The following is a 22550-nucleotide window of genomic DNA, read 5'->3' on the forward strand; positions in this document are numbered from 1 at the left end:
CATGGGATACCGGATTATTGATCTAAGCGTGCGGGTGGAGGAGAATGCGGGCGAGCCGGCTCCGTACAAGGTCGAGCACACCGGCCACTCGGAAGGGGCAGACCGCTTCGCCCGCCAGTTCGACGGAAGCCGCAAGGACTTCCCGGATGAAGAGTTCCTGAACATGGAGATGATCACCGCGTCCACGCACACAGGCACGCATCTGGATGCTCCGCTGCACTTCGGCTCGCTGAGTGAAGGACAGCCGGCGTCGTCGATTGACCAGATTCCGCTGGAGTGGTGCTATGGCGATGGCGTGGTACTGGATGTGACGCATAAGCAGGCGGGCGAATTCATTGAGACGCAGGATATTGAGCAGGCAATAGACAGGACCGGTTACAAGCTGAAGCCGCTGGACATTGTGCTGATCCGTACCGGTGCAGACCGCCACTGGGGCACTCCGCAGTATCTGACCGATTATCCGGGGATGAGCAAAGAAGCGACCAAGCTGCTCACTGACCGGGGCATCCGGGTGATGGGCATCGACAGCTACGGCTTCGACCGTCCGTTCCGGGATATGATCGGCGATTATAAGCGGACCGGGGATAATGCCTATCTGTTTCCGGCTCATTTCTGGGGCAGAGAGCAGACGTATTGCCATATGGAGCGGATGACGAATCTGGATCAGCTTCCGGCAGCATACGGCTTCAAGGTAGCCTGCTTCCCGATCAAGCTCGGCGGGGCCGGAGCGGCCTGGGTACGGGCAGTAGCAATCATTGGGGAGTAGCCGGACGGTTAAGTGAAAACGATCACAAAATTTTAAAGAGGAGGCAATATGCATGAACTATGAATTTGAACTGAAGGTAACGGGTGTTAAGGGGCACTGCCGGGCAGGACATAAAGAAGGGGACATTATGAAGGTCTCCCCGCTGAACGCGGGTAATCTGTGCGGCACGGCCTTTCATGCGGTGTTCCCGATGCTGCTGGCACTGAATATGGATGCGAAGCTGCCGTGGGACCCGGAAGGCAATATCGTGCACTCGGCCTGCCCGGATCTGCGCAACCAGATGACGATGGAGATCCGCCGGATTCCGGTAGAGCCGTCTGAAGACTCCCCTTACGCCGGACGGATGCTGCAATCCAAATGAGGGGGAGGCCCGATATGAGCACAGCCGAGCAATATGTAGAACTATTCAAGGAGCGGGATTCAATCTGTGTCTCGCATTATCCTGTGCCGATCTCCCAGCATGAAGAAGCCGAGGTCCGCTCCCTGATGGAGCTGGAACAGCCGAATACCAAAGATACGCCAACAGCCTTGTATTTGCATATTCCCTTTTGTGACGCGACCTGCTCGTTCTGCCCGTTCAACCGTTATCTGAAGCGGCAGGAGCAGGTGGATGAATATCTGGCGGCGGTGCGGCAGGAGATCGACCGGTATGCGGGGACGCCTTTTGGCCGCAGCACTACGGTCTCCTCGATCAATCTCGGCGGTGGTACCCCCTCCTGCCTGTCGTCGGAGGAGCTGACCGGCATTCTGCAATACCTGAAGCAGTCCTTCCAGGTGGCGGAGGATGCCATGATCTTCATTGAAGGCAATCCGCGGAACTTCACGCAGGACAAGCTGGAGACGCTGGCCTTGCAGGGGCTGAACCGGATTAGCGTAGGCGTGCAGACCTTTCAGGAGGAGCTGGCTGAGGTGCTGGGGCTGTACCACAGTGTCGAGGATTCGTTTGATTTAGTCCAAAATGCGCGTAACAGCGGGATTGAGAACGTCGGCATTGATCTGATGTACAATCTGCCGGGCCAGACGCTGGACCAGTGGCGGGCGGATATCCTCACCTCGATTGAGCAGGAGATCGACCACATCTGCGTGATCTCGTTCTGTGTCGTCCCGCATACCCAGATCGCCTCGCGGATTGCCAGCGGGAAGCTTCCGGGCATCGGGGATGTCTACCGGGAGATTGAGCTGTATACCATCGCCAAGGAGATGCTGCTGGAAGCCGGGTATGAGCAGTACAGCGTCATTGATTTCGCCAAGCCGGGCAAAACCGACCGCCACGCCACCCTCTACTTCTCGGAGCAGGCGCATATGATCGGGATCGGCGCGGCCGCTTTTGGCATCATCAACGGCTATATGTATATCAACAGCGGCAATCTGAACGAATATATCTCCCGCGTGCAGGAGGGGCTGCTTCCGGTCAACTGCGGCGAGAAGGCAGATAGGCGGGAGCTTGCGCACGGGGCGATGGCGAAAGGACTGCGGATGCTGTCAGTGAACCGTGCTGACTTCGTCAGAATGTTCGGACAGGAGCCGGAGGCGCTTTTCCCGGAGACGATTGAGCGTCTGGTGAAGGAAGGGCTGCTGATTCAGGATGCTGAAGGCATTTGGCTGACCGAGGACGGCATTATATGGGGCAATAATGTGAGCAAGCAATTCTTCTCGGCGAAGTATGCCGATTACGGTCTGCAGCACCGGATGAAGCTGGCCAAGGGCCGGCCCGTGCAGCCTATACAATCTTGAGGAGGGGTTAGCAATGAGCGAGATGTTGATGAGAGTCAATCCCCGGGTGGGGGCCGCTTTTGATAGCATGTGCAAGTCGATTGAGGATACGGGGACGCTTGAGCCCAAGGTCCGGGAGTTAATCCGCCTGGCTTGTGTGGTTACGGACCGTTCCACGTACGGCATCCGGCTGCACGCACTGAAGGCGTATGAGCTGGGAGCAACGGCGGACGAAGTGGCAGAGACCGTGATGAATTGTCTGCCGGTGGCCGGCGTTGAGGCGGTATCCTCGGGTCTGGCTGCGGCACTGTCGGCTGTGGAAGCCAAGCGGGGTGTTCACCATGGCAGTTAAAACGTCGAACGAACGCTTTTATAATATTTATCCTCATAGAGATCCTATCTGCGTATCGCACTATCCGAATCCTGTGAACGAGCTTGCTCCGGCTGACATCTACGGCACGATTGGGCTGGACAGTCCGCCTCCGCAGGACAATGCGGGTGCCGTCTATGTGCATGTTCCCTTCTGCGCTTCGGTCTGCATCTTCTGTCCCTTCAACAAGATGGCCTACCAGGAAAAACAGGTGGAGGACTACATGCAGGCCGTCAAAGCCGAGATCGGCATCTATGCCTCGTCTCCTTACGGCTCCGGGTCCACGATCAGCGCGGTAACGTTCGGGGGCGGTACGCCTTCGGCCCTGTCTGCGGAGCAGATGGTGGATATGCTGAAGAGTGTGCAGGCGAATTACAAGGTGCAGCCGGATGCGCAGATCTCCTACGAGGGCAGCCCGTCCACCCTGACGCTTGAGAAAATGCAGGCGATCCGCGCCCAGGGCGCAAACCGGATCAGCATCGGTATCCAGACGTTCAACGACAAGATGGGGCACCATCTGCGGATGAGCCATGACTCCCGGCGCGCCTTCGAGGTGCTGGAGGAAGCAAAGGCAGCGGGCTTTGAGAACATCGGCATTGACCTGATGTACAATCTGCCGGAGCAGACCATGGAGGAATGGCTGGAGGATGTCCGTACAGCAATCCGGCTCGGCATTGACCATATCACCGTATTCTCGCTGTGTGTTGTCCCGTTCACTGCACTGTTCAAAATGATCAAGGAAGGAAAAATTCCGCCTACCGGCAGTGTCGAGCTGGAAGTAGATATGTACCTGGAAGCCAAGCGTCTGCTGCAGGAAGAGGGCTATGTCCAGTACAGCGTATGGGATTTCGCCAAGCCCGGCTTCGAGGACCGGCATGTCCTGCTCTACTATACCCAGCAAAAGGATCTGTTCGCGCACGGCCCGGCCGCGTTCGGCTATGTCAACAAGCTGATGTATATCAACCAGGGCGATATCCATGAGTACAGCGACCGGCTGGCACAGCAGTTCCTGTCCGTCTTCATCGCCAGTAAGGCGGATGATCTGGAGGCGATGCACGGGATGATGGCCAAGGGCCTGCGGATGCTGTCCGTGAAGCGGGATGACTTCAGCGGGATGTTCGGCTTCCAGCCGGAGGAGGTCTTCGGGAAGACGATCGATGATCTGGTAGCCAAAGGCCTGCTCGAAACGGATGAGCATGAGCTCCGCCTGTCTGCAAGGGGCATTGTCTGGGGCAACAATGTGTGCAAGGAATTCTTCTCGGAGGCCAACCAGCAATCGTTCGAGAGCCGGGTGAAGCTGGCGCGCGGACAGAAGCCGGCCGAGCCGGCCGGAGAGGAGCTGAAGGCATGAGGCTGTCTGTCGGCACCAACTTCGATGACCGCTTGCCAATCCTGCTGAAGGATTCGCATGTGGATGTCTTTTATGGCAAATTATCCTCTGACCTGGTCGGCGGGGGCAGACCCACCTTCGCGCTGCCCACGATCGACCGGACACGGGTGGAGGAGCATGTGAAGCTGCTTCATGCCTACGGGTTCAAGTTCAATTATCTGCTGAATGCGACTTGTCTGGACAACCTGGAGACGACCAAGGAATTCCACTACCGCCTGCGCGAGCTGCTGGAGTGGATCGGGACGCTGCAGCCGGAATACGTGACTGTGTCCCTCCCGATGCTGATTGATATGGTGCGGTCCGCGCTGCCGGATGTGAAGATCAGCCTATCCACCTTCGCGAACATCAATACGATCAGACAGGCCCAATATTTCGAGGAAAAAGGGGTCAGCGAAATCACCCTGCCGGAGAGCCGCAACCGTGACTTCGCCTTCCTGGAGAGCCTGCGCAAAAGCACACGCTGCGAATATCAGCTCATTGCGACCAATGACTGTATGCTGGATTGCCCGATGCGCCACAACCATGCGAACTTCCAGAGCCATGCCTCGCAGTGCAATCATGTTACGGACGGCTTCGCGCTGGATTATTACATGCTGCGCTGTACAGAGCGCAAGCTCCAGCACCCGGAGGAGCTGCTGAAGTCGCAGTGGATCCGCCCGGAGGATATGCATATCTACGAGGAGCTGGGCTATCACAAGTTCAAGCTGACCGAGCGGATGAAGACTACGGAGAAGATTGCGGCAACTGCGCAGTCCTACTCCTCGCGGAAATATCAGGGCAACCTGCTGAGCCTGCTCAATTCGCGGATGGCGGAGGCCGATTTCGAAATGCCGAACTTCTCCAAGAATATCAAGGAGGACTTCGCACCGTCGGACAAAATGAGACAGGTCTACCGCCTGCTGTTCAGCTTCCAGGCCAGTATCGACAACGAGAGCCTGGAAGGCTTCCTGGAGGGCTTCCGCGCCAAGCGCTGTGACCGGATGGACTGCGATAAATGCGGTTACTGTGCCGAGTGGGCCAGCAAAACCGTGTCGATGGCGAAGCCGGGGGACGAGGCGCTGAAGGAATTCGGGGAGCTGTTCGCAGCGCTGGCCTCGGGCAGCTTCTTCGAGTCGGCGGCCGCCGTGAAGGCGGTCTGGAGCACGGAGGGCGAGAGTCTCTTCGGCGGCATCATCGCCCGCAAGCCGGAGTTCATCCGCGACATGGCCGCACCGGAGATCCGCAGGAAGGCTGAGGAGCTGGCAACGGCGCGCGGAAGCGCCCAGGTCTTAAGGCAGGATGTCGCCAAGGCGAATATACTGTGTACTCCGGCGGACTTCCGGATGTTCGCGCTCAGCGATCTGCGGGCGCTGGGCTTCGATACGGCTGAGCTGGACGTAGAGGAGGCGGCCGGATGAAGAAGGTCATCGGGCTGGCCGGGTCGATGAAGAAGCACCACAGCTCCAGCGAATACCTGCTCTCTGTCGCACTGGAAGCCGCAGCGGAGCAGGGGGTGCAGACCGAGCTGCTGCGGCTGAATGATTATAATATTCTGCCCTGTGACGGCTGCGGCAACTGCATGAACGGCAAGCACTGCCACCTGCTGAACGACCCGGAGGACCAGTTGACGGAGCTGTACGACAAGCTGAAGGAAGCGGACGGCTTCGTCTTCGCCTCCCCGGTCTATGCGCTCTCGCTTCCGGCTGTCTGGAAGAACTGGATCGACCGCTGCGAGCCTTGCACCGACGAGGATCTGGACTTCGAGTACTACAATTACGACCGCGTGGCCGGAGTGAAGGGCAAAGCGTTCAAGGGCAAGGTGGCCGGGCAGATTGTCGTCGCCGCCGGTCCCGGGCATGAATGGGCGTTGTCCTCGCTGATGCCCTGCTTCACGGCGATCAAGCTGTCCATGATTGCCAGCGCAGGCATCAGCCTGATTGAATATGACGGCCAGCCCGGCATCCGCAAGCGCCCGTGGAGCAAGCCGATTGAAGAAGCGGAGGAGGCGAAGATGATGGCCCGGGCTGTCGGGATGCGCGTAGCCTCGTCCTTGGGCTTCTCCTATTTCGATCTCCCGGCAAGCCAGGAGAGCTGGGAGCAGCAGCAGACCGGCGGGAAGGAAGCCCCTGCCTGGTCATCCTTCGTCATCCAGAATGCGGAGGATGAGGAGGTGCTGCTCGGTGACCTGGCTGCGGAGCGGCCGCAGGTCTTCGTGATCGGCGACCAGCAGGCCAGCATCCGCTGCGGTCCGCTGCTGGAGCAATTGCAGCAGCAGCTTGGCGGTAAGGCGGACTGCGCGCTGATCGCCAGAGTGGGTCAGCTGCCGCACTTCATTACCCATGAGTTCGTGAAGGGCAAGACGAAGGAGACGGTTCCGGGCTTCAAGCTCTATTATGACTGGGAAGACAAGCTGGGTGTACGCTGCGCCCTTGCCCCCGGCCAGCCGGTAATTCTGGTTGGGCGCTCCCGGGAGGAGTGGGAGCTATTCACACTGGATGAGACGGACGGCCGGGAAACGGGCCGGGCTCTGGAATATCTGGCGGAAGCTGTCGTATGAGCCGTCCGGCAGGGAAGTTCAAGGGAGGAACGAACGTACATGTTGAAGACGAAGGGTAACCCTTTATTTTATAGCTGCCAGGGTACGGGGGAGGCGGTGCTGTGCCTGCACGGCAACCGGGATTCCTCAGAGGTCTTCCGCGAACTGGCCCAGTCGCTGGGACCATATTATCAGGTGCTGTGTGCTGACCTGCGAGGACACGGGCAGTCGGAATACACCGGTCCTGCCTTCACGCTGGAGGACATGGTGGATGATCTGATCCGGCTGCTGGATGAGCGTGGTCTGAAGCGGGTCACCCTGATCGGGCATTCTCTGGGCAGCACGCTGGCGTTGCTGCTGGCCTCAAGGGAGCCGGAGCGGGTGCACAAGCTGGTCCTGATGGGGGCGGCCGCCACCTTCAAGGTTCCGTTCAAGCGGCCGGACCAGGGGGAAGAGATCACGCCGGATACGGTGAAGCAGACGAATGCGGCGGCGGTTCCTTTTTTCTTCACGGAGGGCCATGAAGAGGTACAGCAGCGGATTCTGGCGGGATGGTCCCGGCTGCCTGCGGCGACTCACCGCCTGATGATCCAGATTCAGCATCCTGATCTGCGCCCGTTCCTGCAGGGCATCCGGCAGCGGACGCTCATCGTCACCGGCCAGGAGGACCGGATCACACCGCTGCTCAAGGCACTGGAGCTGAACCGGTATTTGCCGGATTCGCGGATGCTGGCGGTGCCGGGAACCGGGCATTTCATGTTCCTGGAGGAGCCTGCTGTGGTCAGCGAGGCTATCCTCACGTTCCTCCGGGAGGCGTGAGCATGGGCAGAGTGCTGCTGATCTCGGCGAACACGGAGAAGCGGCCGCCTGTATTTCCGCTGGGGCTGAGCTATATCCATGCTGCGCTTACCGCTTCCGGGCGGGAGGCGGGGATGCTGGATATGACCCAGTTGGAGTATACCCGCGAGGCGGTCACCTCCTACCTGGATGATTATGCGCCGGATTACATCGGCCTCTCGATCCGCAATCTGGATAATTGCTGTATGCAATATCCCCGCAGCTTCGTGGAGCAGACCTCTGCTCTGGTGGGCTGGGTCCGGCAATGGAACCCCGCGGCACCGGTCATTCTGGGGGGAGCGGGCTTCTCGCTCCTGCCCCGGCAGTGGCTGGAGGAGACGGGGGCGGAATATGGCATTGTGGGCGATGGCTGCAACAGCATCGTTGAGCTGATTGACCAGCTTGAGGCCGGGAAGACTCCTTCTTCGGTCAGCGGCCTGATGTTCAGGGCAGCGGACGGGGAGTGGCAGTACTGGCCGCCGGATGCGCCGGAGCAATTGGATCAGGCGTATTTCCCGAGCCGCAGCGGATTCCTGCATAGCTATGATGTGGAGGGCAAGGTGCGCCATAATGTTCTGACCAAAAGAGGCTGCGCCCTAAGCTGCACGTACTGTGCCTACCCCTCTCTGGAGGGTCGTAACGTCCGTCTGCGGTCGCCGGAAGCGGTGGCCGAAGAGGTGGAGCAGATGGCGCTGGTGCATGGTATCCGCTCTTTTGACTTCGTGGACAGTGTGTTCAACTTCCCGCTGGAGCACGCCGAGGATATCTGCCGGGAGCTGATTCTGCGGGACGCACCTGTATCCTGGGGCTGCTTCCTGAATCCCCGGTTCTTCACCGCAGAGTTCGCCCGGCTGCTCAAGCAGTCAGGCTGCACAGAGGTGGAGTTCGGCATCGATTCCGGCAGCGACATCTGCCTGCGGTCGTTCAAGAAGAACTTCCGGCAGGGTGAGATCCGTACCGTGGTGCAGCTCTGCCGTGAGGCGGAGCTTACCTTCAGCTTCTGTCTGCTGATTGGCGGGCCGGAGGAGACGCCGGAGACCTTGACCGAGACGCTGGAGCTGATGGAGGAGCTTGCCGTTCAGCGCATCTTCGGCCTGTTCGGCATCCGCATTCTGCCGTCGACCGATATGTACAGCTATGCCGGTTCCCCGGAGCCGGATGAGCTGCTGCAGCCGAAGTTCTTCATGTCCCCGGAGCTGAGTCTGGAGCAGGCGAACAGCATCTGCCGTCCGTACCGGGAGCGTAACCCGGAGTGGATGTTCATATGAGAATAGTTATGCCCGAAGAAACGGATGCCTTCTCTTGCGGAGTAACGTGCAGCCGTTTCTTCTTATCTAAGGAGAACAAGGTGGAACGCGAATCATGAGAAAGAACAGAGTGGAGCGCGAATCATGAGAGTATTGGTTGTGTCTGCGAATACGCTGCTGAAGCCGCTGCCCGCCCTTCCGGTCGGGGCGGGGATGGTCTATTCAGCGCTGACGGCTGCCGGGTTCGAGACTTGTTTTGTGGACCTGGCCTTCGTTGAGGAGCCGCTTGAAGTGCTGCGCGAAGCGCTGGAGGCGTTTCGCCCGGAGCTGATCTGCCTGTCGGTGCGCAACATCGACAACCAGGTGATCCAGCAGCCGGAGAGCTATCTTCCATTCATCCGCGAAGTCATGGAGGTCTGCCGGACCAGCAGTTCAGCCCGGGTACTGTTGGGCGGTGCAGCCATGCTGGTCATGCCGGAGGAGCTGGTGCAGGCGCTCGGAGCGGACTATGGGATCAAGGGGAGCGGAGGCGAAGCGGAAGCGGTGCGGCTGGCCTGTGAGCTGGAGCAAGGACTGGCCCCGGAGTCAGGGACGGTACGGATCGCAGACCCCGCCTATCATCCGGTGTACAGCCGTATTCCGCCGAAGTCGCTGTTCGCTCCGCAGTATTTTATTCCAAATCCACGAATCAAGAAGGCCTCCATGGGCTATCAGGCCTCCCGGGGGTGCAGCCGTCACTGTATCTACTGCTCGGAGGGCTACAACCAGCCCGTGGCCTGCCGTATTCCGGCGGAGCAATTCTGCGAGGACATGAGGATTCTGGAGACGGAATATCAGGTGCACAACATTACGTTCGTAGACGGTGTGTTCAATCATGATGTGGAGGAGACGGTGGAGTTCTGCCGGCTGATCGGCCGCACCAGCCCCACGCTGGAATGGAGTTGCGCCTTGACCCCGGCCCAGATTACGGAGGAGCTGATCCGCGCGCTGAAGGAGAACGGCTGCCGCTTCGTGGACATCGGGGCCGACTCCGGTTCCCGGCAGATGCTGAGGCGGATGGGCAAGCAATTCACTCCCGAGCAGCTAGTGACGCTGGGTCGCCTGCTAGAGCAATATCACCTCCCCTATTCGGTATCGTTGCTGTTCGGCGGACCGGGGGAGTGCGAAGTGACCGTGCAGGAGACGGTAGAGACCGTGAATCAGATGAATCCTGTGTACATTCTGGCGAGCCAGGGCATCCGGGTCTATCCGCATACGTCGCTGTACCATGTTGCACTGAAGGAGCAGGTGATCCGGCCGGAGGATGATTTGCTGGCTCCGGTCTTTTACCAGTCCAAGGATTATAGCGCTGACCTGCTTGTGAAGGCGCTGGAGAGATCGCGCCACATCTATAAGGATATGCTTATGAATTCAATTGGAGGAAGGACTTGATCGAATGAACAAGCCGCTATACCCGTTCCGCGAGATCGGGATCGGACATTATCCCATGGGGAACACGCCGGTCACGCCGGAGGACAGCCAGCGCCTGCCGTCCCTGATGAACCTCGACCGTACGGCTGCCAGCCCGAAGCTGGCGTACGTACATATTCCCTTTTGCGACTCCATCTGCCCGTTCTGCCCGTACCCTAAGGCGTTCAATGAGCAGGAAGCCCGCCAGGAGTATCTGGCTGCTCTCTTCCGGGAGCTGGAGATGTACGGGAATACGCCGCAGATCCGTAATAGCTCGGTGGAAGCACTCTATATCGGCGGTGGGACGCCCAGTGTGCTGGAGGAGGAAGAGATCACCGCCCTATTCGAACAGCTCCAGGCCACCCTTCCCATGCAGCATATCGAAGAGATCACGTTCGAGGGGAATCCCGCCTCGTTCACGGCTTCCAAGCTGAAGCTGCTTCAGGCGCTAGGTGTGAACCGGATCAGCCTGGGGGTGCAGACCTTCAACGATGTGCTGGGCAGACGCCTCGGCTTGCTCCAGAACGGGGAGGATTCGCTGCGGAGTATTGAGGAGTCCAGAGAGGCGGGAATTGCGAATGTCAGCCTGGATCTGATGTACAATCTGCCGGGCCAGACAATGGCGGAATGGCTGGAGGATCTGGCGAAGGTGGCGGAGCTTGGCATCGGCCATGTCACGTTATTCCCGCTGAAGATCATCCCCGGCTTCGGGCTGGCCAAGCGTATTGTCAGCGGCGAGCTGCCGCCCTGCGGCGGAATTGAGCTGGAGCAGCAGATGTATGTGGAGGCCTGCCATTACCTGGAGTCGCAGGGGTATGCGGTTGAATCGACCTATGACTTTGTGCTGCCGGGCGGGCATCATGTCTACAGCCGCAAGCATTTCGACGATCACCTGGACCTGCTCTCGGTCGGGCTGGGGGCCTTCGGGGATGTGGGCGGCTACGCCTACCAGAATGTGAAACTGCTCCCTGAATATGTGAAAAAGATTACATCCGGCAGCCTGCCCATTGCTTTAGGCTACGAAGTGAAGGCAGACGATCTGCCTAACCAGTTTCTCGCGATGGGTCTGCGCCGCACAGCCATTGACCGCCAGAAGTTCCGGCGTAAGTTCGGCAACTTCCCGGAGGAGATGTTCCCTGACTTGTTCGCCAAGTTCGTGATGGAGGGACTGGTGGAGATCCGCGAGGACACCATTGCGCTGACACGGTTCGAAGGGTTATTCTGGGGCAACAATGTATGTAAGGAGTTCTGCGAGGAACATATCAAGCTGGCTTTTCCAAAATGATGGAGGGGTACTGGGATGAACAGTAAAGTGAGCAAAAACGTCTTCTACGGCGATCTGCAGGAGGCCGGGAAGTATGCGGAGCTGGAGCAGCGTTTGATGGGCGAGTCGAACCTGCCGGGGCCGAGGGCTAATCTGGGGGCGGCTTCCGCCTTCGCGGACGCGTTCGCGTCCGACTGGGTGACGGACGAAGCGTGGGAGCTGGTGCTGGCATGGAGCAGCAAGCCGGAGGCCGAAGCGCCGACCGACGATGCCCGCGAGTTCCTGCCATTCTGCGCCTTACAGGCGATGGGAAGCTATTACGGCTATGCGGAGCCTGCCCGGCAGCAGGTCATTCTGGAGCGCTGCCAGGCTGCGATGAATGACGGCCGCTGGCGGATGCGCGAGGCGGCAGCGATGGCGCTGCAGCGCATCGGGGAGCAGGATTTCGGCGCTCTGCGGCGCTTGTTCGATGAGATGAAGGGCAGCGCCAGCGCGCTGGAGCAGCGGGCCTTCGTCGCCGCGCTGGCTCACCCGCCGATGCTGAAGGGGCAGGCGAACGTGCTGTATGCGCTGGAGCTGTCGGACGAGATCCTGGACGGCATCGCCGAAGGCCGCACCCGCTGCGGCGCGGAGGAATTCCGCGTGCTGTCCAAGGGCCTGGAGTACGCGCTCAGCGTCTTCGTCGAGCGAGCCCCCGAAGCCGGATTCAAGATGCTGGCCAAGTTCGCCGTCAACGGCGACAAGCGGATGCAAAAAATAGTGAAGTCCAACCTCGGCAAAGCCCGCCTGGCCAAGAAATTCAGCCAGGACGTGGAGCGCATTCAGTTGTTGCTGAATGCTTGATGGGGGAGGGGCGGAATGCGGCGCTTCGTGGGGGATTGGATGGGGGCGGTAGCGTAAGGCTCCTGGGAAATACGCTTGTTGAGGGAGCGAACCCGTCTGCTTGCCCAACTCTGCCCCTCCATGCACCTTCGCGGACCTGAGGGCCGTTATTTTCAAACAAACCTTGTTTTTTGTTACTTGGCGGACTGTGGTGCGCTTATTGTCTCCCTGTGAGGCGTTTTCAGGTGGATTATCCATCAATAACAGCCCTGTGGTCCGCGAATGCTGCAAAAGTTGGATTTTTCGCGGAATAAGGGCCTCTGAGTCCACTTGGAAGTGTGGGAGGGAGCACCTTGCTGAGGCCCTAGTCACGTAAAAGTAACTGAGATAGCCGGCCTGCATACTGAAGTATGCGGTCCGGCTTATTTGCAGTGTGTTGTAAGGCTTTGGCGGATACCGTGTTGAGACAATTTAGGATTATGCAGAATATGGCCGAAGAGGTACAATAGAAACAAAGAGCCGGTGCGAATGCCAAGCTCCCATGAAATCCCCAGGGGTTTCGCACCTCGGAATTTGTCGAAACCCTCAGAAATCGAGTGAGCACTTGAAAAGTCAAGGGTAGACATATACCTTTTCGAGATTGGAGTAAGGGAATAGGTAGTGAATAAATGCGGAAAAAGCATAGGTCATGCTGTTTTCCGCTGTCGCACTCTGTGTGAGTGCGTGGATTGAAATAGGATGGGGCGTATATGCGTGTAAATCTCGCTATAGTCGCACTCTATGTGAGTGCGTGGATTGAAATTCAGATCGCCAAGAAATTCGACTTCATGGGCCTGGTCGCACTCTATGTGAGTGCGTGGATTGAAATCAACATCGAGCAGCAGGGCATTGACTTTGTGACCCGTCGCACTCTATGTGAGTGCGTGGATTGAAATAATTTCTGAACGATCCCTGCGGGTATCAAGCCAACTGTCGCACTCTACGTGAGTGCGTGGATTGAAATCATCAACGCCGCAGCCGTCTTGTATTTCCGGTCAGGTCGCACTCTACGTGAGTGCGTGGATTGAAATCAAAAGGGAAGTGGTACCGGGACATGGAGCTTTTTGTCGCACTCTACGTGAGTGCGTGGATTGAAATTCCGTTGGTGTCGGATAGAAACCCAGCCCCGTCTTGTCGCACTCTACGTGAGTGCGTGGATTGAAATAAGAAGCTGAGCGACGATGGTGTGAATCAAATACTCGTCGCACTCTACGTGAGTGCGTGGATTGAAATATCGGATATGCAGTCGGCCACACCAAAGCGATTCATGTCGCACTCTGTGTGAGTGCGTGGATTGAAATATAGCCCGGTGTACCGGTGACGGCGATGAAACTGTCGCGTCGCACTCTATGTGAGTGCGTGGATTGAAATAGCATGTCGCCCGCTGTCTGCGCGGCCACCAGCAGCGTCGCACTCCGTGTGAGTGCGTGGATTGAAATGTTGATGAGGTCTGTTTGGTTAGTCATGGGTACCTCTTCGCACTCTATGTGAGTGAGTGGATTGGAATCCGTTTTTGTAGATCCAGAGACCTTCGACTTGTTGTCGCATTCTATGTGAATGCGCGAATTGAAATGCGTAATGATTAATGATGTCGGCTACCGTCTTAGTCGCACTCTACGTGAGTGTGTGGATTGAAATCTAAGGTCGTCAAGCTGGACACCAAGGGAGAGGGTTGCACTCTGTGTGAGTGCGTGGATTGAAATTCGTATATTTTTGGTATAGTTTATGTATGTCCCAGTTGTGCTCTAAATGAGTACATGGATAGAACTTTACCAAAAAGGCCGACCGCTATACGGCCGACCAAGAGGATCTTAAACCTTTCCTATCCTGATACGTCTGATTTATGTTGCCCGGAATTTTCCAGCGCCGCAGTAAGCCGCGGCAAAGCGATCCCTAACTTTTTCCCTTCCCGCACAACTTCATGTATCGCAAAGCCTGCTTTGCTATTGTTGTATTCCATGAAAAGCCGTGCTAAGCTGCCTTTTGCAAAAATCACCTTGTTAAACAGCGTGCCTAGCAGTGCTGGCGGGATCTTAGTCAACAGCAGAGAAGTCATATCAGCGTTTCCGCCTCTGGCTTTTATTACGGGGATCATTTCCCTCATATTCCTGCCAACATTTGCGAAGGAATCGCTATCATTCATGAGTGCCGCAAAACTTCCCAGTCTCAACACCTCGGTTTCCATCGCCGCATTCATCGCGAAGTGATTCCAGAGCCAGTTCTGCATATCCTTGAGCCAGTTAATTTTAAAATGGGCACTTTCAAATAGCTTTTTGACCTTGTTGTTAATAGGTTCGGTGCCTACTCGTGGTTGTTCCAGAAACAGCATTTTTAAAAAGCCGCCTCTAAGCCTGTTGTCCTCAATGCCACCGCCGCCTCCCGGGAACCCAAAGACCACATTGTTCATAGACAGGGGTGAGATCGATGATTTCAAATCCTGCCAAAGGTTATTGAAGATCAGAACAGGCGTGTTTCCTGCATGAGTCGATAAAAGTTGTGCTGCTGCCGGAAGCTGTTCCGTGTTGACACTCACAATAATGAGATCATAATCTGGCCGAATCTCCTCATGCAGCTTGACGTTCCAGCGTTCTTTTATGAGCTGTTTCCTTTTTCGTGCGTCCCACATTTCAAGCTCAATGCTTCTGCCGAAGGTTGCTTTTCTCCCTTGTCTAACGTAGAACTCCACTGTATGCCCTGCCTGTTCAAAAGCCCAACCATACTGAGTCGATATGACACCTCTGCCGAAAAATAAAATTCGCATATTAGCCTCCTGAGCCTATATATTAATCCTGGTTGATTATCCAACAACGTGTTGTATAATGTCATTGTATAGGTCTGCTATAGGACCATCAACCATCAGATTTTTAAGATCTGTCGTATAATCGATGTACAGAACCTGGAGGCCAATAATGAAGAAGCAACCTGAAATTACAGATAAAACAAGGCAAACCTTTATTAATGTATTCTGCGATTTATATAGCCAGAAACCAATTGAAAAAATAACGATCCAAGAGATCGCGAAACGATCAGGATATAACCGCAGTACATTTTATCAATACTTTACGGATATCTATGAGTTGTTGGACTACGTGGAAGAGCGTGTCTTTACATCCATTAAAGAGGAAATGGCAACCAGAGAGTTCTCCACTCATTCTTTCCAAGACGCACTGCAATGCCTGGAAAATGCAGAGGAAATTTCAGTTCTGAAAGCCCTCTTGGGCGACTATGGTTCTGTTCATTTTATCGAACGCCTGAAAAGAGAAATTCCCTTGGAGAAATTGATTGTGGACCTTCCGGCAAATGAAGCTTTAGCACCGTATATCATTGAGTTTTACATATCCACCTTAATGTCGATGTTTCGCCTGTGGATACGCAATGACAAAGATCTGTCGTCGGAAGAATTGGTCAAGCTGGTAGATACCCTGTTTACAAACGGAATTGGGACTACTGTAATTCCTTAATATGTTAAGATACCTCTTGGGAGCTGCTGCAAGCCATGGGTTACTCTAATCTGGAGCCAATTTGGGTTAAGCGGTGGTAGATCCTCATTCTCGGTGCTCTCTGTGATAAGATAGTTGAAAAAACGTAGAGGATAGGATGCCATGAAAGCGTTAAAATCCATGTACTATCAATTTATAAGGGAACCGCTATGGTTTCAAATTTTTATATCTTTGACTTTACTTGCTTCTATTCTATTTAGCAGTTCAATGTTTTCGAATTATGCCTATTCTAATAGTATTGCCAAGCTAGCAGCCGCAATCTTCTTTTGCTCGTACGGAATCAAAATGCGCAGGAACCGCCAAATTTCTGTTATTTTCTTTGCACTAACTGGTGTAAGTATTATTCTGGCACTAATTTAATTGTCTGGAGAAGATTACATTGACATTACGCAGATCAAAAAGGATCAAAATAATCGGCTTTTCTACCATTCTAGGATTCGTTCTCATCTTACTGCTCTTATATTTAATTTATACTAAGCAAACTAATGCTGTATTAGTCAAGTTCTCAAATATGAAGCAAATTGCTCATAACGTATACGTTGAACCTGATATCAATGAGAGTGAGCAAGCAGAAGTAAGCCATTTTGTTAAGACCTCTGCTGAGAAAATCAAATCACTTTTTAGCCAGAAAGAGTCGATCCCTGTTGTAATCTATGCAAAATCCAATGAGACTCTGGAAAATTACGCAGACTCAGATATTGGGCAAACTTATTATTATCCATGGAATAGTTATATTGTAATCGGACCACGCGGTTATAACGTAAACGTCATTGCTCATGAATTTACCCATGCAGAATTAAGGAAGAGGCTCAAAAACAGCAGCAAGGTGCCAGTATGGTTCGACGAGGGTTTAGCTGCTATGGTGGATGGCCGGTTTACCGATTATGAGAAGACTTGGAGCATTCAAACGAATGGCGGTAAAGAGCCCGTGGATTTCAATCTTCTGGACTCCCATTCTGCATTTCAGGCTAAGGCTACAAGTACTATGAATTATGAATTGGCATGTTATGAGGTTTCGAGATGGTACGGGATTGTTGGAACACCTGGTTTATTGCAGCTTATTGATTCTCTAAATGAAGGTGAAGATTTCAGTGCGCTTTATAAAGGGATTGAAAGTAATGGGGCTGAAAAAACTGAATGATTTGGGTGAGAACGTGACAATAGTAAATAATAATATCCTTAAATTGGTACAAAGGACTGTACGCGAATATATAAACCCTAAGGCAGAAGTCCTAAGTATTGAGAGCAATTCTATGGGCTTGGGTTTTCAAGCTGTGGAGTTAAATCGCCATTCGGTTATAATCCAGGCGGATTACAAAACATCGAGGGTATCCCTAGTTTCAAAGCAGGCAACCAGGCTGGAACGGCAAGTATTGCGCGCGCTTTATGCCCAAAGAGCCAATGTACCGTATTCTTATTCAGATGGTGCTGAATCAGAGGAGAGATCCCTGGTTTGTTTACAGGACGTTGACGCTCAGACAGACTATGGGAGCCTGGATATTCATTCACTTCAGCTCAGTGAGACGAAAACGCTATCACATATCCACCTCACTAACTTTGGTCAAAAGAAAGAACTTTCATGGTTACCTGAAGCAGACAGCTTACATATCGAAAAGATGATTCTTGAACGTTGGAAGCCCCAATGGCAGAAGGCCAAGGAAAACGAGCAGTTTATAGACGTCTTTGGGGATTACATCCTCTCTGTAGAAGCAGCAGCTAATACGATTCTGGAGGATATTCAACAGGTAATTCATGATGAAACCAGCCAGACGTTAATCCATAACGACCTTAATCCGGGAAATGTGCTGGTGCATAACAATGCGGATGTATACTTTATTGATTGGGAAGAGACACGGTACGGATCTATATTTTTAGATATCCCATTACGGTTTCGTACTTCGGAACAACTGGAGGAGTATAAGCGGCAACTGGCTGTCTCAAACATCGAATTTCCTATTAATCAGTTCAGTCAACTGTATGCGATCGCCTCCCGTTACTTAGGACTTAGATATATGAGTTGGAATTTAGGAGCTTGGACCAGTGATTCGCGAGCTAAAGATGATCTAAGGAAATACTTAGACATGGTGACGGGAGCTTGAAGCTTCGAGAGTAAGATGCTAACAATGGGCTGTTTACGGAACAATTTCCTTTTTGCTTAAGTACATAGAACGGCATACGAAGGAAGGGAAGGATCATGAATTTAAAACGAATGGTTTTAGGAATTGCAGTCCTGGTTATACTTTTCTGTTCTCTGGCCTTAACACCTTTAGGTAAAAACCTAAGAATTAATACTGCAAAAATGTTAATATCAACTCGGTTTCAAAACGAAACTTGGATGCTTGTTGGAAAAGATAAAAGGGATGAATTAATCAAAGAATTTAGAGAGAAGTATGCCATACCTTGATACCTTACTATAATTCTTCCAAATCTAATGAGTGAGGAGATTGAAAAATGACTGATCAAACAGTGGCTAGTAGATTAGCAACATTAGGAATCGTTCTCCCCCATGCAAGCGAACCGGCAGCTAAGTACGCAAATTACGTAAAAGTAAACGGGTTATTGTTCGTTTCAGGCAAAGGACCTGCTGGTACGCCTAAAGGTAAGTTAGGTCAGGAGTATTCCACAGCAGAAGGTTACCAGTTTGCACGACAAACGGGGATTGAAATTTTGGCTGTACTACAAACAGCTTTAGATACACTGGATAAAGTGAAACGAGTCGTTAAAATTCAGGGTTTTGTTAATGCGGTCGCTAGTTTCGAAGAGCATCATAAAGTGCTTAATGGCTGTTCTGACCTGATGCTGGATGTTTTCGGTGAAAAAGGTATCCATGCCCGTTCAGTCTTTGGAGCTGTTTCGGTTAGAGACAATCTTCCCATCATTATTGATTCCATATTTGAGGTTGAGGAGTAAAGGATGCGAGAGATTTATAGTTATGCAGAATCACTTGCGATGGATTAAAATAGAAAAGAGAGCCGGTGCGAATGCCAAGCTCCCATGAAATTCCTGGGGGTTTCGCACCTCAGAATTTGTCGAAAGTCTATAAATCTGAGGGTAGTCTTAAAAAGTCAAGGGTGGACGTATATCTTTTCAAGAATAGAATTAGGGAACAGATAGTAAATGGATACGGGAAAAGCATAGGTTATGCTCTTTTTCGCTGTCGCACTCCGTGTGAGTGCGTGGATTGAAATTTCGATGTCGCCGCGACGTCTCCTCCGGACGTGTGGTCGCACTCCGTGTGAGTGCGTGGATTGAAATGCCAAGGACGACGCGGTTAAACGCACACTTGACGAGGTCGCACTCCGTGTGAGTGCGTGGATTGAAATGTTAATCCCTACGCAGATATATCGGTGGCCGGCGTCGCACTCCGTGTGAGTGTGTGGATTGAAATGTTGGCTCATTGCCGCGCCGTCCGTTGCGTATGCGTCGCACTCCGTGTGAGTGCGTGGATTGAAATATCCTCGCGGTGGCGTCGCTGACGTATCAGGTGCTCGTCGCACTCCGTGTGAGTGCGTGGATTGAAATTTTTGTTTGATCAGCTTCATCTTGCGCATAGGGCTCGTCGCACTCCGTGTGAGTGCGTGGATTGAAATCTCCAAAGCATAGGAAGAGAGGATGAGTCTAATCCGGTCGCACTCCGTGTGAGTGCGTGGATTGAAATTACCAGTGCGCTTAAGGTGGTCCTGGACCACAGCCGTCGCACTCCAGGTGAGTGCGTGGATTGAAATAGTTTGGGGTTAGTACGGATGTTGGTTGTTGCAATCGTCGCACTCCATGTGAGTGCGTGGATTGAAATTTAATGGGGACGAAGCTCATACCTTTGTAGCTGTAAGTCGCACTCCGTGTGAGTGCGTGGATTGAAATGCCTCCTGGCTCTGTGGGGACTATGATCTTGCTTGCCGTCGCACTCTGTGTGAGTGCCTGGATTGAAATTGGAGCATGTCCAGATAGTGTTGAATCATGTTTAGTCGCACTCCGTGTGAGTGCGTGGATTGAAATCAAGCCTTTGTCATTTTCGATCTTGGCGATGACTGTCGCACTCCCTGTGAGTGCATGCATGAAATACCGAACAACGGACTAAAAGCCTGCGAATATTAAGATTTGGCTAAGCTTTTAAGAAAAAATCAAGCACCACAGAAAACTACTTAAGTTCTAATTAGGAGGAGTGAATTTTGCAAAACATATCAGACGCAGAAAAGTTGGAATCCATCAAATCATTACAATCAACGATCATGAAGCTGGAGAATGCCCTGTCCCAGATGACGCAAAAAGGTACGAATACGACCTTAGTCCAAAAACGTCTTAAAGCGCTTAGCATTGGCTTAGCAGTGCTAGAACAGCTATGGAATCAAAAACCCCATTCTTACACCCCGGACGATTGTGCAGAAGCACGCAATGTTATAATCGGGTTGACCCCATCCGTCGAATCCAGCTATGCGAAGTCTAAGGAAGGCAGTCCGCAAAGAACGCTTTTGGAAAGAAGGCTTAGAGCTCTGGAATTAGCGGTTCAAGCGCTTACCGACTCATGATATAATCCTCAAAAGGGGTGATAGTCATGAGCGGTTTTGTGATTGTTGTTTTGATTTTTGTTGTGTTTTTTGGATGGTTCAGAAAGAAAAAGCAATAACCCCATATCCTTGCCCTTAAACAAATTTATCGGGATGCCTTCGTGTATACATGGAGGCTATTTGCGCTTTCTTTGCTCCACTTAACTAAAAATGTTAGAATTATACTGTGGAGTGAAATTAATCTTCCTGATCATTTTAAACGAGGTGAAAACAATGGTAATGATGATCTTAGGCTTGCTATTACTTGCTGTTTCAGTACTCCAGTATTTTAAACCCGAGTCCAAGATAATCCGTTTAGCTAACCGGGGGTCTAAAGACACTAATAATGTCCATGCACTAAGAAACAACGCTTTAATGGGTCTTACTACTGGAGTAGTATTCATCATAATTGGCGTAATCGCCCAGGTATTGACCACAACGTAGGTAGCTTACAGCAGCAACTTTACAGTGAGGGAGGATCCCACTTGACCCTTCAGGCTGTATTTATTGATCGCGATGGAACCTTGGGCGGGAACGGCCATTTCATTCATCCGCGGGATTTTGAATTATATCCATCCTCAACAGAAGCGTTGCAACTGCTCAAAGAACATGGAATCCCGATCATCGCCCTTACGAATCAGCACAACATATCGAGGGGACGGGCTACAGAAATAGATTTCCGGAATGAATTTGACAGTTACGGATTCGACGCTGCCTACATATGTCCCCATGAGCCCGAAGACGGCTGTGTATGCCACAAACCGCAACCTGGAATGCTCCAGCAAGCGGCCGCCGATCTTGGAATAGATTTAACCCGGTGTGCGGTGATTGGCGATGTGGGTTCCACGGATATGCTTGCAGCGGCAGCAGTGGGGGCCAGCAGGATTCTGGTCGAGACAGGCTGGGGGATGCAGTCTTTGGATAAATACCGTCACCTCTGGTATGAGCAGGCAGCACCGGATTATATTGCGAAGGACCTCCTGGATGCGGCAAAATGGCTGGTTAGCACAATAAAGCGGACAACGGCTGAGTAGGGCAGTGTTGTCCGCTTTGCTTTTTTACAGATGTATGTTGGAACGATTTTGAATGTATAGCTGCGATGGATTATTGTACGTTTTCCGGGTTGAACTCCTTTAGGCGGATCAAAGGCTTTTTCCTCTGAGTTCCTTTTTTCGTTGTGGTATGTCCTTGTTCGTCCGTTCGCCGCTCTATAAATTGTCCGGTCAGATAGTTAATGTCATCCTCGTCCGCCTGATCCATGGTGGTGGCTCCTGTAAAGTAGCTTCCCTGGGTGGAACCAATCAGAAACCAATCCTGATCCTGATACCGGAACCGGTACTTGTTGTACCATCTCCAGTTGCTCCCCCCGTAATCGCTAACCAGCACAGAACCCCGGTCAATCGTCAGGCTATCAAAAGGATCGCCCCAGATGCCGCCCTCATCTGCCTGTAAAATGACATTTTTGGCGATGATCGAGAGGGTGTATGTGTTATTTTTGCCGCCAAAAGCGATTAAAAGGGATCGCGGAGACGCCTCTCCCTTGACCGCATCCTTCTCGATGACCATTGCAAGATCGGGGATACCATCTTTATTTAAGTCGCCTTTGGCGAGGGCCTTCTCCCCCAGGTATGGCTCCAAAATATGCCACCCGGCTGGAATTAAGGCATCTATGCTCTGTGCTTTAGGTACTGGCGTAGGGGAGGGGGCTAATTTTGGTGATGGGGTGTGGGAAGGAGTCGGTTTACTGGATGGGACTAGGGTGTGAGATGGAGTTGCTTTTGACTGGGCTTGGAGTGCATAAGTATCATTAGACCCCATTAGGTAACTTAAAAGTGCAATAGCGCCGATAGACGTTAATATATATTTTTTCATTGAGCTCGATTCCTTTCCTCTTCAGGTATATAGTTTAATGGCGAGCTTTACCACCACTACCAGTATATCTAATGGCCTGATGCATAAGATACGCTGCACACACAACAAAAAAACTACAATATTGAGAGATTTATCGTTATGCAGAGTGACTTGAGATGGATTAAAATAGGAGGAGAGGGCTGTCGCACTCTATGTGAGTGCGTGGATTGAAATTTGGTCTAT

The 22550-nt window shown here is 53.0% G+C and carries 21 protein-coding genes and 2 CRISPR repeat arrays; of the genes, 19 read left to right on the plus strand and 2 right to left on the minus strand.

Annotated elements, in window-relative coordinates; translation table 11 throughout:
* Position 1 precedes the first annotated feature (1 nt).
* The 12 genes from K1558_RS15195 to K1558_RS15250 all read left to right on the plus strand — a co-directional run bounded on the left by K1558_RS15195 (position 2) and on the right by K1558_RS15250 (position 12394).
* Complete coding sequence (locus K1558_RS15195) at positions 2 to 766, plus strand: cyclase family protein (protein ID WP_238652452.1); 765 nt, start codon at positions 2 to 4, stop codon at positions 764 to 766.
* Positions 767 to 818: 52 nt separating this feature from the next.
* Entirely contained in the window at positions 819 to 1127 is a 309-nt protein-coding gene (locus K1558_RS15200) for a TIGR04076 family protein (RefSeq protein WP_036697299.1), read from the plus strand.
* A gap of 14 nt (positions 1128 to 1141) precedes the next feature.
* Entirely contained in the window at positions 1142 to 2500 is a 1359-nt protein-coding gene (gene hemW / locus K1558_RS15205) for a radical SAM family heme chaperone HemW (protein WP_238652453.1), read from the plus strand.
* Positions 2501 to 2513: 13 nt separating this feature from the next.
* A complete protein-coding gene (locus K1558_RS15210) occupies positions 2514 to 2831 on the plus strand; it encodes a carboxymuconolactone decarboxylase family protein (protein WP_238652454.1) in 318 nt (105 codons plus the stop codon).
* Positions 2821 to 4200, plus strand: coding sequence for a radical SAM family heme chaperone HemW (gene hemW / locus K1558_RS15215; protein ID WP_238652455.1), 1380 nt, complete (start codon positions 2821 to 2823; stop codon positions 4198 to 4200). The genes K1558_RS15210 and hemW (K1558_RS15215) overlap by 11 nt, the downstream gene beginning before the upstream one ends.
* On the plus strand, positions 4197 to 5636 hold the full coding sequence (locus K1558_RS15220; protein ID WP_238652456.1) for a U32 family peptidase: 1440 nt from the start codon (positions 4197 to 4199) through the stop codon (positions 5634 to 5636). The genes hemW (K1558_RS15215) and K1558_RS15220 overlap by 4 nt, the downstream gene beginning before the upstream one ends.
* Complete coding sequence (locus K1558_RS15225) at positions 5633 to 6775, plus strand: flavodoxin family protein (protein WP_238652457.1); 1143 nt, start codon at positions 5633 to 5635, stop codon at positions 6773 to 6775. Before K1558_RS15220 ends, K1558_RS15225 begins: the two co-directional genes overlap by 4 nt.
* A 39-nt stretch (positions 6776 to 6814) precedes the next feature.
* A complete protein-coding gene (locus tag K1558_RS15230) occupies positions 6815 to 7573 on the plus strand; it encodes an alpha/beta fold hydrolase (RefSeq protein WP_238652458.1) in 759 nt (252 codons plus the stop codon).
* A gap of 2 nt (positions 7574 to 7575) precedes the next feature.
* Entirely contained in the window at positions 7576 to 8859 is a 1284-nt protein-coding gene (locus K1558_RS15235) for a B12-binding domain-containing radical SAM protein (protein WP_238652459.1), read from the plus strand.
* Positions 8860 to 8982: 123 nt separating this feature from the next.
* Positions 8983 to 10269: a B12-binding domain-containing radical SAM protein gene (locus K1558_RS15240; protein ID WP_238652460.1), complete on the plus strand. Its 1287-nt coding sequence runs from the start codon at positions 8983 to 8985 to the stop codon at positions 10267 to 10269.
* A 4-nt stretch (positions 10270 to 10273) separates the two neighbouring features.
* Positions 10274 to 11572, plus strand: coding sequence for a radical SAM family heme chaperone HemW (hemW, locus tag K1558_RS15245; RefSeq protein ID WP_238652461.1), 1299 nt, complete (start codon positions 10274 to 10276; stop codon positions 11570 to 11572).
* A 15-nt stretch (positions 11573 to 11587) separates the two neighbouring features.
* The gene (locus K1558_RS15250) at positions 11588 to 12394 is read left to right on the plus strand and encodes a hypothetical protein (protein ID WP_238652462.1); all 807 of its coding nucleotides are present in this window, start codon (positions 11588 to 11590) and stop codon (positions 12392 to 12394) included.
* 682 nt (positions 12395 to 13076) lie between these two features.
* A CRISPR array of direct repeats spans positions 13077 to 13985; the repeat unit is 32 nt; unit sequence GTCGCACTCTATGTGAGTGCGTGGATTGAAAT.
* A 249-nt stretch (positions 13986 to 14234) separates the two neighbouring features.
* Here K1558_RS15250 and K1558_RS15255 read toward each other — a convergent pair.
* Positions 14235 to 15173, minus strand: a complete 939-nt coding sequence (locus K1558_RS15255; protein ID WP_238652463.1) for a ketopantoate reductase family protein — start codon at positions 15171 to 15173, stop codon at positions 14235 to 14237.
* A gap of 148 nt (positions 15174 to 15321) precedes the next feature.
* Here K1558_RS15255 and K1558_RS15260 point away from each other — a divergent pair, with 148 nt between their 5' ends.
* The 7 genes from K1558_RS15260 to K1558_RS15290 all read left to right on the plus strand — a co-directional run bounded on the left by K1558_RS15260 (position 15322) and on the right by K1558_RS15290 (position 21490).
* Positions 15322 to 15873 (plus strand): TetR/AcrR family transcriptional regulator, encoded by a 552-nt coding sequence (locus K1558_RS15260; protein ID WP_238652464.1) that lies wholly within the window; start codon positions 15322 to 15324, stop codon positions 15871 to 15873.
* A 418-nt stretch (positions 15874 to 16291) separates the two neighbouring features.
* The gene (locus tag K1558_RS15265; RefSeq protein ID WP_238652465.1) at positions 16292 to 17053 is read left to right on the plus strand and encodes a hypothetical protein; all 762 of its coding nucleotides are present in this window, start codon (positions 16292 to 16294) and stop codon (positions 17051 to 17053) included.
* The gene (locus K1558_RS15270; RefSeq protein WP_238652466.1) at positions 17031 to 18011 is read left to right on the plus strand and encodes a phosphotransferase; all 981 of its coding nucleotides are present in this window, start codon (positions 17031 to 17033) and stop codon (positions 18009 to 18011) included. The genes K1558_RS15265 and K1558_RS15270 overlap by 23 nt, the downstream gene beginning before the upstream one ends.
* Positions 18012 to 18106: 95 nt before the next feature.
* Positions 18107 to 18316 (plus strand): hypothetical protein, encoded by a 210-nt coding sequence (locus K1558_RS15275; RefSeq protein ID WP_238652467.1) that lies wholly within the window; start codon positions 18107 to 18109, stop codon positions 18314 to 18316.
* A 47-nt stretch (positions 18317 to 18363) separates the two neighbouring features.
* The gene (locus K1558_RS15280) at positions 18364 to 18822 is read left to right on the plus strand and encodes a RidA family protein (RefSeq protein ID WP_238652468.1); all 459 of its coding nucleotides are present in this window, start codon (positions 18364 to 18366) and stop codon (positions 18820 to 18822) included.
* A 246-nt stretch (positions 18823 to 19068) separates the two neighbouring features.
* Positions 19069 to 19908: a CRISPR direct-repeat array (repeat unit 32 nt; unit sequence GTCGCACTCCGTGTGAGTGCGTGGATTGAAAT).
* A 233-nt stretch (positions 19909 to 20141) separates the two neighbouring features.
* Entirely contained in the window at positions 20142 to 20438 is a 297-nt protein-coding gene (locus K1558_RS15285) for a hypothetical protein (RefSeq protein ID WP_420800437.1), read from the plus strand.
* Between the two features lie 503 nt (positions 20439 to 20941).
* Positions 20942 to 21490 carry an HAD-IIIA family hydrolase gene (locus K1558_RS15290; protein ID WP_238652470.1) on the plus strand — a complete coding sequence of 183 codons (549 nt, stop codon included), beginning with the start codon at positions 20942 to 20944 and terminating at the stop codon, positions 21488 to 21490.
* A gap of 70 nt (positions 21491 to 21560) precedes the next feature.
* Here K1558_RS15290 and K1558_RS15295 read toward each other — a convergent pair whose 3' ends face one another.
* On the minus strand, positions 21561 to 22094 hold the full coding sequence (locus K1558_RS15295) for a hypothetical protein (protein WP_238652471.1): 534 nt from the start codon (positions 22092 to 22094) through the stop codon (positions 21561 to 21563).
* Positions 22095 to 22550 lie beyond the last annotated feature (456 nt).

The organism is Paenibacillus piscarius, assembly GCF_022234545.1.
GTDB lineage: Bacteria > Bacillota > Bacilli > Paenibacillales > Paenibacillaceae > Paenibacillus_AQ > Paenibacillus_AQ piscarius.